The following is a 14,302-nucleotide window of genomic DNA, read 5'->3' on the forward strand; positions in this document are numbered from 1 at the left end:
AATATGTGGGGTGCTGCTTTTTAATATTGTGTTAAACAAATTAAGCCTATACAAGCTTATCCAGAGTATATCTAATGGTCTTGTCAATGGCTTCTGCCCCGTCTTTTGTAAAATTTCCGGTGGCGCGATTTGCTATTATGGCATTTACTGAAAGGGTTCTGTGGCCCAATAACTTGCCCAATCCAAAAATAGCAGAAGTTTCCATTTCAAGATTAGTGATCTTTTTACCTTTAAAACTGAAGTCAGAAAGTTTTTCCTTCATATTATCATCTCTAAGGGGCAGGCGCAAAACTCTTCCCTGGGGTGCATAAAAACCTACGTTAGAACCTGTGAAGCCTTCAAATATTTCAGAAGAAGTGAATTGCTCAACAAGCTGCTCATCGGCTGCCACTACATATGGCTTACTGTTTCGGGGATAAATATCAAGATGTTCTTCTATTGCCCGGTTAAAATCCTGAAGCTGTACCTCGTCACTTTGGTAAAAATGTAAAAGACTGTCGAAACCAACAGCCAAATGGCTTATAACAATCGAATCCACAGGGATATCCTCCTGGATGGAGCCGGAAGTTCCTATTCGAATAATATCCAGTTGTGTATGCTTCTCTTTGATTTCCCTCGTATTGAAATCAATATTTACAAGAGCATCAAGTTCATTGAGAACTATATCAATATTATCTGTACCAATTCCTGTAGAGATCACAGAAATTCTTTTTCCCTTATATGTTCCGGTTTGGGTATGAAATTCCCGTTTTTTCACTACGACTTCGACTTCGTCAAAATAGCGGGTGATTTTTGCAACCCTATTCTGGTCTCCAACAAGGATGATAGTATCTGCTATATGTTCGGGCAGCAGATTCAAATGATAGATACTGCCGTCTTTATTCAGAATTAATTCTGAAGCTGCTAAATGATTCATTTTATAATTTTAGTAGGTCATGGTTTTCGGGGTCGTAGAGAAAGTCATATTTTCTAACCCCGCCATAAGATTCGTCGTCTTTTAAATTCTGGTAGTAATTCTTGGTGCCTTGTAAAGCTTTTAATCCGTCACCGTTGAGCTTTACACCCTCTTCTGAAGCATCGTAAAAAGGACTTAGTTTTTCAATAACCCTTTCCATCTGTACATCTACATAGCCGTAGTACCCCTGGTACTGTAAAGCATATCCCAGTAGATGATTCAAAGACTGGATCTTATGTTCATCTATAAGTTTTAAAACATTCTTTTCAAGGGAGTTTATACCCGTGTTTACACTTGGAAAACGCTCTATATGCGCTCTGATACAACTGGAGAGATATTCAAAATTTGTAGTTTTTTTGATTTCTGAAGCCAGGCGTTTCGGATTTTTACTGCAGTAAAGCTCCCAAATGAGTTGAGCGGTTTGGATATCTTCATCATTTAAAGGAATCCTGTGCTTATAGTGCTCTTTTAATTGTTTGCCGGAAAGCTGGGAGAGGGGAGTCATTTCCTCTTCTCCTTTCAATTTTCGACTGCAGACCAGAGAGAAGGGGCCATTCTTTTTATTCTGAAGAAGAAAGCTGATAAGGGCCAGCATATTCATGTGAGAGAACAGATCGAATTCAAACCAGAGTACAACTTCATCATAGCCGTTAATTGCTGCCAATTTTACGAGTTCCTCTAAAAATTCTTCCTGATATTTCTCTTCGGAAACTTTATACTTTTCAAGAAGAAAAGTTTTGCGGAGCAAAACAAATCCTTCATCCCCAACATCCATTGATGAGGGACCTTCACATAACATTTCCCTCCAGGTGATCACATCTCCCGGAAGTTCCATTTCAACAATCTTTTCAGAAAGATCATCTCCATTGGTGATATGCAGTAATTTCTTCTCCTCCATAAATTAAGATATAGGTTAACCTCCTATGCGTTTTACTTTAAAGCCGAGTTCTTTAAGATAGGTCATTACTTTGTCACGCACATCACCTTGAATAATTATTTCTCCTTCTTTAACAGAGCCACCAACACCACACTTTTTCTTTAGATCTTTCCCGAGGGTATTTAACTCTTCATCGGGCCCAATAAACCCCTTCACCACAGTAACCTTTTTACCTGCACGGCCTTTTGAACTGTAATGGGCCTCAAGTTGTTGTTCTTCGGGTTTGAGAGACCTTACTTCTTCCTCGCCATTTTGACCGGGATCAAAATCATCATCTGTAGAAAAAACGAATCCCCCCAGATCTTCAAGCCCCATCTTTTTCTTTGCCATGACTTATTTTTTTAGGCCTATCTCTACGAGACGCTGGTGCAAAAATTCTCCGGCGGTAATATCCGGATAAGCTTTTGGATGGTCTTCATCAATACATTCTTCAAGGCAATTGAGTGGCATTTCACTTCGGGGATGCATAAAAAACGGAATAGAATATCTTGGGGTACCCCACTGTTCACGTGGAGGATTTACAACCCGGTGAATTGTAGATCGTAATTTGTTGTTGGTATGCCTTTCAAGCATATCTCCCACATTGATCACAAGCTCATCCTCATTAGGGATGGCGTCTATCCATTCACCATCTTTACGAAGTACCTGGAGACCTCCCGTAGAAGCTCCCATTAAGAGGGTGATCAAATTGATGTCCCCGTGAGCACCTGCCCGGACTGCTCCCTTTGGCTCCTCGGTAATTGGAGGATAATGGATTGGTCGTAAAATGCTGTTTCCGTTACTCGCCCAGTGATCGAAATAGAATTCATCGAGGCCAATGTAAAGTGAAAGAGCTCTTAATACATAAATACCTGTTTTTTCAAGCATTCTGTATGCTTCCATTCCCGTGTGGTTGAAATCGGGAAGTTCTTCTACCTGTACATTTTCAGGATATTCTTCAGTAAGATTGGCATCTTCTGTAGGTTCCTGGCCAAAATGCCAGAATTCCTTTAGATCTCCTTCTTTTTTACCTTTAGCATGTTCTTTTCCGAAGGAAATATATCCCCTCTGTCCTGCCAGGCCTTCTATTTCATACTTTTTCTTTGTATCCAATGGAAGTGCGAAAAAGTTTTTGACCTCCTTATAAAGTTCATCAACCAGATTATCGCTTAAAAAGTGGTTCTTCAAAGCAACAAAGCCTATTTCTTCGTATGCTTTACCAATTTCATTCACAAATTTCTGCTTTCTCTGTGGATCATCACTCAGAAAATCGGCCAGGTCAACGCTGGGAATGTTGTTCATTTCCATAAAATCTTGTTTATATATCTTCACAAAGTTAAATAAAATCTCAAGAGTGGCGTGGGCTTTAAATAATTCTTAATAACGGGAAATCTTTATTTATTTACATTTGAAAAAGCATTTTACCCAATTATGAAGATTAAAAACACTCCAATCGATACTCAGCTCGAATTTGACAGGTCTAATTACAGTGATCAAAGATTACTAGACTTGTACAAAGCTCTTTTGAAACCCAGGATGATAGAAGAGAAAATGCTGGTGTTGTTGAGACAGGGGAAAATTTCCAAATGGTTTAGCGGGATTGGACAGGAAGCGATTTCTATTGGTGTCACTCTTTCAATGGAAATCGATGAATATATCTTACCAATGCACCGGAATCTCGGTGTTTTTACAACCAGGGAAATTCCGCTTTACAGGTTGTTCAGCCAGTGGCAGGGAAAGGCTTCAGGTTTTACCAAAGGCAGAGACCGCAGTTTTCATTTTGGAACTCAGGAGTTCAAAATTATCGGAATGATCTCACACCTGGGCCCGCAATTGGGCGTGGCCGATGGGATTGCTCTTGCGCATAAGCTTCAAAAAGAGCAAAAAATAACAGCTGTTTTTACAGGAGAAGGAGGAACAAGCGAAGGAGATTTTCACGAAGCCCTTAATATAGCGTCAGTGTGGCAACTGCCGGTACTTTTTTGCATAGAGAATAATGGCTACGGACTCTCAACACCAACTTCCGAACAATATAACTGCGAGCACCTGGCAGATCGTGCGGTAGGCTATGGAATGGAATCTTATATTATAGATGGAAATAATATTCTGAAAGTCCATGGCAGGATATCAGAACTTGCAGAGAGTATGAGAAAAGATCCGCGGCCGGTTTTGGTGGAGTTCAAGACCTTCAGGATGCGTGGTCATGAAGAGGCGAGTGGAACAAAATACGTGCCCAATGAGCTGATGGAGGAGTGGGCAAAAAAGGATCCGGTTGATAATTTCAGGGAATTTCTCATATCTCAAAATGTACTTTCTGAAGCTCTTGATTCTGAATATAAAGAGGAAATTAAAAAGGAAATTGATGAGGATCTAAAAAGGGCAAATTCTGAAGCTGCCATTGAATTCAATGAAAGTGAAGAGTTAAATGATGTATATCACAGTTTTAATTATCAGGAGTTTAATGCTTCAGAAGAAACTGAAGAGTTAAGGATGATCGATGCCATTTCCCATGGCCTAAAACAATCTATGCAACGTCATGATAACCTGGTATTAATGGGGCAGGACATTGCCGAATATGGGGGAGTTTTCAAAATTACTGAAAATTTCGTGCAGGAATTTGGTAAGGAGAGGGTTCGAAATACTCCCATCTGTGAATCGGGCATTGTGGAAACAGCAATGGGACTTTCTATCAAAGGAATGAAGGCTATGGTAGAGATGCAGTTTGCAGATTTTATAAGCTCAGGATTCAATCCCGTGGTGAATTATCTGGCAAAAGTCCATTACCGCTGGGCACAAAATGCCGATGTGGTGATCAGAATGCCTTGTGGTGCAGGGGTTGGGGCAGGACCTTTCCATAGTCAGACAAATGAAGCCTGGTTCACCAAGACTCCGGGGTTGAAAGTGATCTATCCTGCTTTTCCCTATGACGCCAAGGGATTATTAAATACAGCCTTTAATGATCCTAATCCTGTTTTGTTCTTTGAACATAAAGCTCTTTACAGGAGTATAAGGCAGGAGGTGCCGGTAGATTATTACACATTGCCATTTGGGAAAGCTTCTCTTTTGAGGGAAGGAAATGACGTTAGCGTAGTCACTTTTGGAGCTGCCGTGTACTGGGCTCTGGAAACCTTAGAAAAGCATTCTCATATTAGCGCAGATGTTCTTGATCTTCGAAGTCTTCAGCCTCTAGACAAAGAAGCTATATTTACTTCAGTAAGAAAAACCGGGAAAGTGATCATCCTGCAGGAAGATTCTCTTTTTGGAGGAGTAGGCTCAGACATTTCAGCAATGATAGCCGAAGAATGCTTCGAATTTCTTGATGCTCCCGTAGTTAGAGTTGGGAGTTTGGAAATGCCTGTTCCATTCTCAAAAGCACTGGAAGAAGGCTACCTTCCAAAGCAGCGCTTTGAGGAGAAAATTCTTGAGCTTTTGCAGTATTAAGAAAGAATTGGCTTTCATTAAGTCTTGTTAGGATATCTTTACAAAAAAATTGTTAAATAAGTAATAATCTTTTGTCCGACGGAAGCCCTAAACGTAATTTAGAGTAACTAATCACAAAAACTTTAAATTATGATACGATTGATCGTTATCTTTTTAATCATTGCAATTATTGCTGCCATCTTTGGATTTGGAGGAATTGCTGAAGGTGCTGCCGATATTGCGCAGATCATCTTTTACATATTCCTTGTATTGCTGGTGATAGCTTTGATAAGTCGTCTTTTCAGAAGATAATTGTACGAACACTTAATCCAATGTCATAACCAGTGTTTATTGGCATTGGATTTTTTTATTAATCAAAACCAAATTGAATGAAAAAGTTTGCTGTTTTATTTTTAAGTATAGCTATTCTAGTGTCCTGCGGGACTAGCAAAGTAGCTAATGAAGCTAGAAAAACCATGAAGGGAGACTGGCAATTAACCAGTGTAACTTATCCCGGAAATGACCAGAATGTACAGGTTACTCTGCTGGATGATATACCCGCGAGATGTCTGGAAAACAGTTCATGGACATTTATTTCAAATAATAATACCGGGTCTTACCAACCTTCTGGCATGGCTTGTGATTCTAATACCAGGTTCTTTAGGTGGTCAATTGATGATGCCAATGCAACCATGGGTAATTATGATCTAATGTTCAAACCTACAAATGCAGATCATAAATCTGAAACCGGAAACCGGGGGTACAGAATTAACCTTTCCCATCTTTCCGGAGACCAGATGGTTTGGGAGCAGACTGTGAACTTTGAAGGAAAGCCCTTCACTATTAGAATGAACTTCAACAAAATTTAAAAATTATGAGAATAACACAATTAAGATTATTTGCACTTCTTTTTGCAACTGTCATGTTAGTGGGTTGCGACGCAACCAGGAATGCAAATAACAAACAAAAAGGAACCGTGATTGGTGCCACTGGTGGTGCCGTTGTTGGTGGTGTTATTGGCAATAACACCGGTGATGGAAATACTGCTTTAGGTGCTATAATTGGTGGTGTTGTTGGTGGTGCCGCCGGAGCCTACATTGGTGACCGAATGGATAAGCAGGCACAAAGGATCGAAGAAGAGATTCCCGGTGCAGAAGTTGAAAGAGTAGGAGAAGGTATTAATGTGACTTTTGATGAGACCAGCGGTGTATATTTTGCAACAGACAGATATGCGATCGAAGGCCAGTCAAGAGAAGCTCTTATGTCTCTTGCCAATATCTTTAAGGAATATCCAAATACAAATATCCTTGTAGAAGGACATACAGACAGTACGGGAAGCGATGCCTATAACCTTACCCTTTCAAAGAACAGAGCCCAGGCAGTGACCAACTTTTTGGTGAACCAGGGAATCTCTTCGGGAAGGATTGAAACCAAATGGTATGGTGAGGCACAGCCTAAATATGATAACTCTACTGTAGAAGGTCGTTCCAAAAACAGGAGAGTTGAGCTTGCCATCGTAGCAAACGAAGAGCTTAAGAAAGAAGCAGAACAAAAAGCCGGGAATTAATATTCCGGTAAGAAATTAAAAACCCGGTCTTGCCGGGTTTTTTTTATCTCTTATATGGAGGAAAAGAAGGTGATCATAGTAGGAGGAGGTCTCGCGGGATTAACTGCAGCCATACATTTGGCTCAAAAAAGGCAAAAAGTAACTCTTTTTGAGAAGGATGATTTTCCACGTCATAAAGTCTGCGGCGAATACCTGTCTTTTGAGATAAAGCCTTATTTCGACCGGTTAAAAATTCCTTTAGAAGACCTGCAACCAAAGAAGATCACCAAATTATTGTATAGTTCGGCTTCAGGGAGCTCGCTGGAAGTAAATTTGCCCTTGGGAGCCTATGGTGTGAGTCGCTATGCCCTTGATCATTTACTTTACAAAAAAGCTGCTGAGGAGGGCGTGGAGCTAATTCAGGAAAAGGTTACAGAAATTAACTTTTTGGAAAAGCATTTCAAGGTAACCACTTCTAAAAATGAATATACTGCAGATTATGTGCTGGGTAGCTTCGGAAAAAGATCGGTCCTGGATAAAAATCTGAACAGAGATTTTTTTCAGAAGACAGCCCCTTGGGTGGCTGTCAAAAATCATTACCGGCTAAAGGATTTTCCTGATGATCTTGTGGGCCTGCACAATTTTAAGGGAGGCTATTGTGGACTCTCCAACACGGAATCGGGAAATATAAATATGTGTTACCTGGCCACTTATGAAAGTTTCAAAGACCACAGGGATCCCGAAAAATTCAATGAAAAAGTACTTCGGAAAAACCCATTTTTAGATAATTTTCTTGCTGAAGCTACTCCGGTCTTTGAGCAGCCTCTTACCATAGCACAGATCTGTTTTGACAAGAAGGAAGCAGTAAAAGATCACGTGTTGATGCTGGGAGATGCTGCGGGATTAATTCATCCTCTTTGCGGCAACGGGATGGCAATTGCCATTCACAGCGCAAAAATAGCTTCCGAAGAGCTTCTGAAGCATTTTGAAAATCAAACTTCACGTGAAGAGATGGAATTTGCTTATAAGAAAAGATGGCAAAAGATATTTAGCAGAAGGTTTAATACTGCAAACTGGCTTCAGCAGATCCTGTTGAGAGATAGACTGGCTGAAATTTCGCAGACAGTAATATCAATAGTCCCTTTTTTACTTCCTAAGATCATCAAACAAACCCATGGCAGCCCCATCTTATGATAAACACCAGCAACAGGTCTGATAGAAAAGAGATCATGGATGATCTTGAAATGCAGGGAGAAGAGTTGGAAAAGACGCTTCTGGACCTGGATAAGGTGAACAAATGGCTTGGCGGGAACAAGATCACGCTTGAGGGCGCGGAAAAATTATTGAAAAGCTGCTGTTATACCCGTCCTGTAAGGATCATTGATGTGGGGTGTGGGAACGGTACGATTCTTAAAGAGGTAGCAGAAATGGGCCGCAAAAGGGGAGATCAACTGGAGCTGTTGGGAATAGATGCTAACCGGCATGCCATGGAGATCGCCCGGCGAAATCTGTCAGATTATCCTGAAGTCAGTTTTAAGGCAATGGATGTTTTTTCCGAGGAATTCAAAGCTCTGGAAGCAGATATAATTTTATGTACCTTAACGCTTCATCACTTCACTGATGAGCAGATCGAAGATTTGATGAAGGCTTTTACTTCTATGGTCAAACTTGGAGTGGTGGTGAATGATCTTGAAAGAAGCAGGAGCGCATATTATCTTTTTCAGGCATTTTGTGCAGCTTTTAATATCAGGGAGATCAACAGGAAAGATGGTCTTACTTCTATTTTAAGAAGTTTTAAAAGAAAGGATCTGGAGAGATATTCGAAGAACCTTAATGTAAACCGGCAGGAGATCAACAGGAGATGGGCATTCAGGTATCAGTGGATTCTTTACAAATAGTAAAATAGTATATGAGTGTAAGAATAGCGACAGTAGCGAAACAATTACCCGAATATTCCAGGGAAACCAAAGAGGTGATTCCATTTGTGGAGACCTGGCTTGACGGGCAGGAGGAAAGATTTAAACGCAAGGTGATCAAGATATTTGAAGGGGCCGCGGTAGATAAAAGATATTCTATCATGGATCCTGCCGAGGTTTTTTCAGCAACATCTTTTGAAGATAAAAACAAGATCTATGTGCGGGAAGTTAAAAAACTGGGAACACAGGTTCTGAAAAATGCTCTTGATAATTCTGGCTGGCAAGCCAATTCCATTGACTATATCATCACCGTTAGCTGTACCGGGATAATGATCCCTTCCCTCGATGCATTTATTATTAATGAGATGGGAATGCGCCAGGACGTAGTGCGTTTACCGGTGACAGAAATGGGTTGTGCCGCGGGAATTTCTGGGATGATCTATGCTTCCAATTTTCTAAAGGCCAATCCTGGAAAACGAGCAGCCGTTATTGCGGTGGAAAGTCCCACAGCAACTTTGCAGCTGGATGATTTTTCTATGGCGAATATGGTAAGTGCGGCAATTTTTGGAGATGGAGCAGCCTGCGTTCTAATGACTTCTGAAGAGGATGCAAAAGGCCCCAGAGTAGTGGGGGAGGACATGTACCATTTTTTTGACGCCACTTATTTGATGGGTTTTGATCTTACTAATGACGGACTAAAGATGGTCCTGGATCCTGAAGTTCCTCAAACCATAGCCGATCATTTTCCTGATATCATTCACCCATTTCTTAAAAAACACAATTCTTCCATAGAAAAGGTGGATCACCTGATCTTTCATCCAGGCGGAAAAAAGATCGTACAGACAGTTGAAGATCTTTTTGGTAAATTAGGTAAAAATATAGACGATACTAAAGAAGTATTGCGGCTTTACGGTAATATGAGCAGTGCAACCGTCCTCTATGTTCTCGAAAGATTTCTTGAAAAACAGATCAACGAAGGAGAGCAGGGACTAATGCTGAGTTTTGGTCCAGGTTTCTCGGCTCAAAAAATACTTTTGGAATGGTAAAAGAATTTGAAGGAAAGGATTACTGGGCTCTTATTCTCGGCGGGAGTAGCGGGCTTGGATTCGCCTCGGCAAAAAAACTTGCAGAGCATGGGATGAATATCCTGGTAGTCCACCGGGATCGGAAGGATGACCTGCCCGAAATAAAGTCAGCTTTCCAGGAAATACGCAATATGGGAGTGAAGCTACATTCCTTCAACAGGAATGCCACACGAAAAGAGAGGCGGGAGGAAATTAGAGAAGAGATGAAAGAGATACTGGGATCTTCAGGAAAGGTGCGCACTATGCTTCACAGTATTTCCAAGGGAAATTTGAAATCCATGTTGGGAGAAGAACCTACATTGCGAAATGATGATTTCCTGCAAACTATTGACGCCATGGCTATAAGCCTGTATGACTGGACCCGGCTCGTTTTTGATGCAGGTTTATTTTCAAAGGATGCAAGGATTCTCTCTTTCACAAGTGAAGGGAATATAAAAGCCTGGAAAGATTACGCTGCCGTTTCGGCCGCCAAGGTCGCTCTGGAAGCCATTACAAGGAGTGTTGCCCTGGAATTCGCTCCTAAAGGGATCAGGGCAAACTGCATTCAGGCGGGGGTGACAGTCACCCGCTCCCTGGAACTCATTCCCGGTTATGAAACGCTTAGGCAACATGCGCTCAAAAGAAATCCTTTTAAAAGACTTACCACGCCAGATGATGTTGCCAATGCGGTTTATTTGTTAAGCAAAGATGAAGCCGGCTGGATCAATGGAACTGTGATCCCTGTCAATGGAGGAGAACATCTTAAGTAAGTGAGCAGTGGACAGTGGGCAGTTGGCAGAAGTTAGAAGTACGAAATAAATTTAATATGGAATATTTTATATTGAATATTTGAATCTAACTTAATTAACATCAATTGAATCTTGAATTTTGAATATCCTTGAGATTTTGCCTTATTCTGAACCATTTTTGTTTGTGGATGACCTGGAAAAGGTGTCGGAAAATGGAATTATTGGCACCTATACTTTTCCTGCGGATTCGTTTTTTTACCGGGGGCATTTTAGAGGTAAGCCTGTAACGCCGGGAGTGATCCTTACGGAATGCATGGCGCAAATTGGGGTTGTATGTCTCGGGATCTTTCTGCTGAAGGATGAGGAATCAGAAAATTGTGGAGTTGCCTTAACTAATTCGGCAGTAGATTATTTTTTGCCGGTATACCCCGGTGAAAAAGTGAAGGTGGTTTCAGAAAAGGTGTATTTCAGGTTCAATAAACTGAAATGTAAAGTGCAGATGTTTAATGCTGAAGAAAAACTCGTTTGCCGGGGAGAAATTTCAGGAATGATAAAAGCAGAATGAACAAAAGAATTGTAATTACAGGAATGGGTGTGGCCGCTCCAAATGGAGTGGGCTTAGCTGCTTTTTCTGAAGCCCTTAAAAATGGTAAAAGTGGAATAAAGTTTATTCCGGAACTAGAGCGATTGAAATTTAGATGTCAGATTGCCGGTCAGCCGGAAATTCCGGAGGAAATGCTCAAGGAATATTTTACCGACCTGGAGCTTCGGGGGCTTAACAGCAGCGGAATCGTGTATGGAATAATATCGGGAGTTGATGCCTGGAGAGATGCCGGTTTACCTGTAGGACCCGAAGCAGAAACCGACTGGGACAGCGGAATCATCTTTGGAACAGGAATCCTTGGAGTGGATAAATTTCGCGAAGCCATTCATCTTATTGACGACAAAAACACCCGCAGGCTGGGGAGCACCAGTGTGATCCAAACCATGGCCAGCGGGATTAGCGCTTACCTGAACAGCAAACTTGCATGTGGCAATCAAGTCACCACCAATTCCTCTGCCTGTACAACAGGAACTGAAGCAATTCTAATGGCAGCCGACAGGATAAGAGCCGGAAAGGCCAAAAGGATCCTGGCCGGCAGTTGCAGCGACAGCGGCCCATACATTTGGGGAGGCTTTGATGCTATGCGTATTCTCCCCCACAAATACAATGATGATCCTGAAGCAGGATCCCGCCCCATGAGCGAATCTGCTGCCGGTTTCGTTCCCGGGAGTGGGGCAGGGGCACTGGTAGTGGAAGATCTCGATTCTGCTTTAGCCAGGGGAGCTAAGATCTATGCCGAAATACTCGGCGGCCATATCAACAGCGGCGGACAAAGAAACGGCGGTTCTATGACGGCCCCAAATTCTGAAGGCGTAAAAAGATGTATCGAAAATGCCATTTTTGACGCCGGAGTAAGACCCGAAGAAATTGACTGCATCAACGGACATTTAACCGCGACGGCTATGGATGCTACAGAAGTGAAAAACTGGAGCGAAGCTCTGGAGCTTAAAGGAAAGGATTTTCCATACATCAACAGCCTAAAAAGCCTTACCGGTCACTGTCTCAGTGCAGCCGGCAGTGTGGAAAGCGTGGCAAGTGTATTGCAAATTTCGGAGGATTATATCTTCGGAAATATCAATTCTAATGACCTTCACCCGGAAATAAAAGAACTCGCCTCCAGAGAAAAAGTTCCCCAAAAATCTCTTTTTAGAGAGGTAAATAAAGTAGCCAAAGCAAGTTTTGGTTTTGGAGATGTGAATGCGGTGGTGATTTTTAGTAAATTCCGCTAAAATAGTGGCCAGTGATCGGTGATCAGTGGTCAGAAAAAAACATAGACCTCACAGGTTTTTAAAACCTGTGAGGTCTGAAGCTCAAGATAAAACTTTGAAACTTTGAACTTTAAACCTTAAACTTTGAACCTCAAAAATGGAAACAAAAGAAATTATTTATTGCCTTAAGAAGATCGTGAAACCTTATGTGCAGAATGACATGGCTTTTCAGGATTTTGGGAAGGATACAGATTTTATAAAAGACCTGGAGATCAATTCGGCTAACCTTGTTGATATTGTTCTTGATGTGGAGGATGAATTCAACATAGCCATAGACAATGATTCCATGGACAATATGCTTACTGTGGAGGATGCGGTGAAGATCATTAAAAACAAACAGCAGGAGGCGTGATTGGAAATGATGTGGTGGATCTTTGTCTTGCGGCCCGGGAAAGTAACTGGCGTCGAATAGGCTTTTTAGAAAAAGTTTTTTCTGAAGCCGAACAGGAGATCATTACTTCTTCCGAAAATCAAAGCCTTGCGGTTTGGCTGCTCTGGAGCATGAAGGAAGCGGCCTATAAAGCACATCAGCGGAAATTCCATCTAACGCGCAGACTGAACTGGCTTGTCCAACAGTGTGAAATTCTGCACAAGGAGCAGGGGAAAGCTTCAGGCATTGTAAAGATCAATGACAATATTTATAAAACAACTTCCGTAGTTTCTTTAGAGTACATCTACACTTCCGCCCAAAGCGCAAATATATCAGGTGTCAAAAATGCCATTTTTAAAGCTCCTTCTTCCGAAGCTAAAAATCAGCTGTTTCAGGAGGTTCTTGAATATTTTAAGGTTCCCTGTAATGAACTTAAGCTCAAAAAAGACGAGCAGGGACTACCTTTTTTCAGCAGCAATGATTCTTTTCTCTTCAACCGCTTTTCCCTGAGCGGGCACGGCAGGTTTTCTGCCTATAATCTGTCGTTAATTAACTGTGAAACCTCAGTTAAACACTCCTAAAGACTTTGGAGGCTTTTGGGTGCAATTGTATCTTTAATTGAAACCCAAAAAACAGAATTAAATGAAATCCGTAGATAAAAAAGAAGTTATTAGCAGCCAGTCAGCTGAATTTATTCAACAGGCAGAACCGGGACAGTTCCACAAGATGATCCCCGATACTTTTATCATTAAGATGGAAAATGGCGCACAGGGTTACGCCATAAGGCATTTGAACCGGCAGGATATGTTGCTTATTGACACTACCGGAAAGGGTGCAGAAAAAGGAATTAAACATTTAGTGGAGGAAGGATATAAAATAAAAGGGATCCTTGTTACACATAAAGAGGCACTGCAAAACTCTTATGCTTCTTTAAAACAGATCTCTGAAGATGCCGGTGGAGCACCAATTTACAGTCATCCGGTGAACAATACAGATTCAGATTTCAATGTGAAGAATATTATCGGTAAAAATGACTTGTTTAAGAATTTTTCAATCCAGATAACAGACTTTCCTTCAAAATCGGGCGAAACAGCAGTGATCTATTCTGATATCAACGAGGGGATGATCTTTGCCGGAAATACTGTGGAGGCGACTCCGTATGACGCTGAAGGGGATGAGATCAAACGTGCCGATACCGGAAGCGAGAATAAAAACCGCGGAATGGGCGAGACCTGGAGAACCTATATGAAAGAATTCAGATACTTTTTCCCATATAAGGGGAAGCCTAGATTCAATCTTTCTGAAGGTCAACAAAAAGACCTGATCGTCAAATTAGGTAGTACGGGAGAAGGCGGCAGCAATCCAAATCTCTAAGCTACTGTAGATATAGAAAAAGAATGAAGCTGCCAAACAGAAATATTCTGCTTTTTGGCGGCTTTTTGCTATGAAAAAGAAACGGGACTATTCCCTGAAGTATTTTCACGTGAACCTCGA

At 41.4% G+C, this 14,302-nt stretch carries 17 protein-coding genes; 13 read left to right on the forward strand and 4 right to left on the reverse strand.

Annotation, left to right across the window (positions count from 1 at the left end; translation table 11 throughout):
* Positions 1–46: 46 nt before the first annotated feature.
* Genes G564_RS0101420 through G564_RS0101435 form a run of 4 tightly spaced genes read right to left on the reverse strand, consistent with a single transcriptional unit; the run spans position 47 to position 3,173 of the window.
* Complete coding sequence (locus tag G564_RS0101420) at positions 47–916, reverse strand: nucleoside phosphorylase (protein WP_029036081.1); 870 nt, start codon at positions 914–916, stop codon at positions 47–49.
* A gap of 1 nt (position 917) precedes the next feature.
* Complete coding sequence (locus G564_RS0101425; protein ID WP_029036082.1) at positions 918–1,853, reverse strand: hypothetical protein; 936 nt, start codon at positions 1,851–1,853, stop codon at positions 918–920.
* A gap of 15 nt (positions 1,854–1,868) precedes the next feature.
* Positions 1,869–2,222, reverse strand: coding sequence for a translation initiation factor (locus G564_RS0101430; protein ID WP_029036083.1), 354 nt, complete (start codon positions 2,220–2,222; stop codon positions 1,869–1,871).
* 3 nt (positions 2,223–2,225) lie between these two features.
* Positions 2,226–3,173, reverse strand: a complete 948-nt coding sequence (locus G564_RS0101435; RefSeq protein WP_029036084.1) for an isopenicillin N synthase family dioxygenase — start codon at positions 3,171–3,173, stop codon at positions 2,226–2,228.
* 129 nt (positions 3,174–3,302) lie between these two features.
* Between G564_RS0101435 and G564_RS0101440 the strand changes: the two genes are divergently transcribed.
* The 13 genes from G564_RS0101440 (at position 3,303) to G564_RS0101500 (ending at position 14,182) form a co-directional block, all read left to right on the forward strand.
* The gene (locus G564_RS0101440; RefSeq protein ID WP_037373245.1) at positions 3,303–5,312 is read left to right on the forward strand and encodes an alpha-ketoacid dehydrogenase subunit alpha/beta; all 2,010 of its coding nucleotides are present in this window, start codon (positions 3,303–3,305) and stop codon (positions 5,310–5,312) included.
* A gap of 129 nt (positions 5,313–5,441) precedes the next feature.
* Positions 5,442–5,603 (forward strand): DUF1328 family protein, encoded by a 162-nt coding sequence (locus G564_RS20060; protein ID WP_029033028.1) that lies wholly within the window; start codon positions 5,442–5,444, stop codon positions 5,601–5,603.
* A 77-nt stretch (positions 5,604–5,680) separates the two neighbouring features.
* On the forward strand, positions 5,681–6,160 hold the full coding sequence (locus G564_RS0101450; protein WP_029036086.1) for a lipocalin family protein: 480 nt from the start codon (positions 5,681–5,683) through the stop codon (positions 6,158–6,160).
* 5 nt (positions 6,161–6,165) lie between these two features.
* Positions 6,166–6,858 carry an OmpA family protein gene (locus G564_RS0101455; RefSeq protein ID WP_029036087.1) on the forward strand — a complete coding sequence of 231 codons (693 nt, stop codon included), beginning with the start codon at positions 6,166–6,168 and terminating at the stop codon, positions 6,856–6,858.
* Between the two features lie 54 nt (positions 6,859–6,912).
* Positions 6,913–8,031, forward strand: coding sequence for an NAD(P)/FAD-dependent oxidoreductase (locus G564_RS0101460; RefSeq protein WP_029036088.1), 1,119 nt, complete (start codon positions 6,913–6,915; stop codon positions 8,029–8,031).
* A complete protein-coding gene (locus G564_RS0101465) occupies positions 8,028–8,735 on the forward strand; it encodes a methyltransferase domain-containing protein (RefSeq protein WP_029036089.1) in 708 nt (235 codons plus the stop codon). The genes G564_RS0101460 and G564_RS0101465 overlap by 4 nt, the downstream gene beginning before the upstream one ends.
* Before the next feature lie 11 nt (positions 8,736–8,746).
* Complete coding sequence (locus tag G564_RS0101470; RefSeq protein WP_029036090.1) at positions 8,747–9,799, forward strand: type III polyketide synthase; 1,053 nt, start codon at positions 8,747–8,749, stop codon at positions 9,797–9,799.
* The gene (locus tag G564_RS0101475; protein WP_029036091.1) at positions 9,793–10,587 is read left to right on the forward strand and encodes an SDR family oxidoreductase; all 795 of its coding nucleotides are present in this window, start codon (positions 9,793–9,795) and stop codon (positions 10,585–10,587) included. Before G564_RS0101470 ends, G564_RS0101475 begins: the two co-directional genes overlap by 7 nt.
* 118 nt (positions 10,588–10,705) lie before the next feature.
* Positions 10,706–11,131 carry a 3-hydroxyacyl-ACP dehydratase FabZ family protein gene (locus G564_RS0101480; RefSeq protein ID WP_211224604.1) on the forward strand — a complete coding sequence of 142 codons (426 nt, stop codon included), beginning with the start codon at positions 10,706–10,708 and terminating at the stop codon, positions 11,129–11,131.
* The gene (locus G564_RS0101485; protein WP_029036093.1) at positions 11,128–12,399 is read left to right on the forward strand and encodes a beta-ketoacyl-[acyl-carrier-protein] synthase family protein; all 1,272 of its coding nucleotides are present in this window, start codon (positions 11,128–11,130) and stop codon (positions 12,397–12,399) included. The genes G564_RS0101480 and G564_RS0101485 overlap by 4 nt, the downstream gene beginning before the upstream one ends.
* Positions 12,400–12,535: 136 nt before the next feature.
* Positions 12,536–12,790, forward strand: coding sequence for an acyl carrier protein (locus G564_RS0101490; RefSeq protein ID WP_029036094.1), 255 nt, complete (start codon positions 12,536–12,538; stop codon positions 12,788–12,790).
* Positions 12,787–13,389, forward strand: coding sequence for a 4'-phosphopantetheinyl transferase superfamily protein (locus G564_RS19740; protein WP_051205240.1), 603 nt, complete (start codon positions 12,787–12,789; stop codon positions 13,387–13,389). The genes G564_RS0101490 and G564_RS19740 overlap by 4 nt, the downstream gene beginning before the upstream one ends.
* 61 nt (positions 13,390–13,450) lie before the next feature.
* The gene (locus G564_RS0101500) at positions 13,451–14,182 is read left to right on the forward strand and encodes a hypothetical protein (RefSeq protein WP_029036095.1); all 732 of its coding nucleotides are present in this window, start codon (positions 13,451–13,453) and stop codon (positions 14,180–14,182) included.
* Positions 14,183–14,302: the final 120 nt, after the last annotated feature.

The organism is Salinimicrobium xinjiangense DSM 19287 (assembly GCF_000423585.1).
Taxonomy (GTDB): Bacteria; Bacteroidota; Bacteroidia; order Flavobacteriales; family Flavobacteriaceae; genus Salinimicrobium; species Salinimicrobium xinjiangense.

Bases quoted from the DNA above. Each gene is read 5' to 3' on its own strand.
- G564_RS0101420 (WP_029036081.1), bottom strand. From the start codon at position 916: ATGAATCATTTAGCAGCTTCAGAATTAATTCTGAATAAAGACGGCAGT.
- G564_RS0101425 (WP_029036082.1), bottom strand. From the start codon at position 1,853: ATGGAGGAGAAGAAATTACTGCATATCACCAATGGAGATGATCTTTCT.
- G564_RS0101430 (WP_029036083.1), bottom strand. From the start codon at position 2,222: ATGGCAAAGAAAAAGATGGGGCTTGAAGATCTGGGGGGATTCGTTTTT.
- G564_RS0101435 (WP_029036084.1), bottom strand. From the start codon at position 3,173: ATGAACAACATTCCCAGCGTTGACCTGGCCGATTTTCTGAGTGATGAT.
- G564_RS0101440 (WP_037373245.1), top strand. From the start codon at position 3,303: ATGAAGATTAAAAACACTCCAATCGATACTCAGCTCGAATTTGACAGG.
- G564_RS20060 (WP_029033028.1), top strand. From the start codon at position 5,442: ATGATACGATTGATCGTTATCTTTTTAATCATTGCAATTATTGCTGCC.
- G564_RS0101450 (WP_029036086.1), top strand. From the start codon at position 5,681: ATGAAAAAGTTTGCTGTTTTATTTTTAAGTATAGCTATTCTAGTGTCC.
- G564_RS0101455 (WP_029036087.1), top strand. From the start codon at position 6,166: ATGAGAATAACACAATTAAGATTATTTGCACTTCTTTTTGCAACTGTC.
- G564_RS0101460 (WP_029036088.1), top strand. From the start codon at position 6,913: ATGGAGGAAAAGAAGGTGATCATAGTAGGAGGAGGTCTCGCGGGATTA.
- G564_RS0101465 (WP_029036089.1), top strand. From the start codon at position 8,028: ATGATAAACACCAGCAACAGGTCTGATAGAAAAGAGATCATGGATGAT.
- G564_RS0101470 (WP_029036090.1), top strand. From the start codon at position 8,747: ATGAGTGTAAGAATAGCGACAGTAGCGAAACAATTACCCGAATATTCC.
- G564_RS0101475 (WP_029036091.1), top strand. From the start codon at position 9,793: ATGGTAAAAGAATTTGAAGGAAAGGATTACTGGGCTCTTATTCTCGGC.
- G564_RS0101485 (WP_029036093.1), top strand. From the start codon at position 11,128: ATGAACAAAAGAATTGTAATTACAGGAATGGGTGTGGCCGCTCCAAAT.
- G564_RS0101490 (WP_029036094.1), top strand. From the start codon at position 12,536: ATGGAAACAAAAGAAATTATTTATTGCCTTAAGAAGATCGTGAAACCT.
- G564_RS0101500 (WP_029036095.1), top strand. From the start codon at position 13,451: ATGAAATCCGTAGATAAAAAAGAAGTTATTAGCAGCCAGTCAGCTGAA.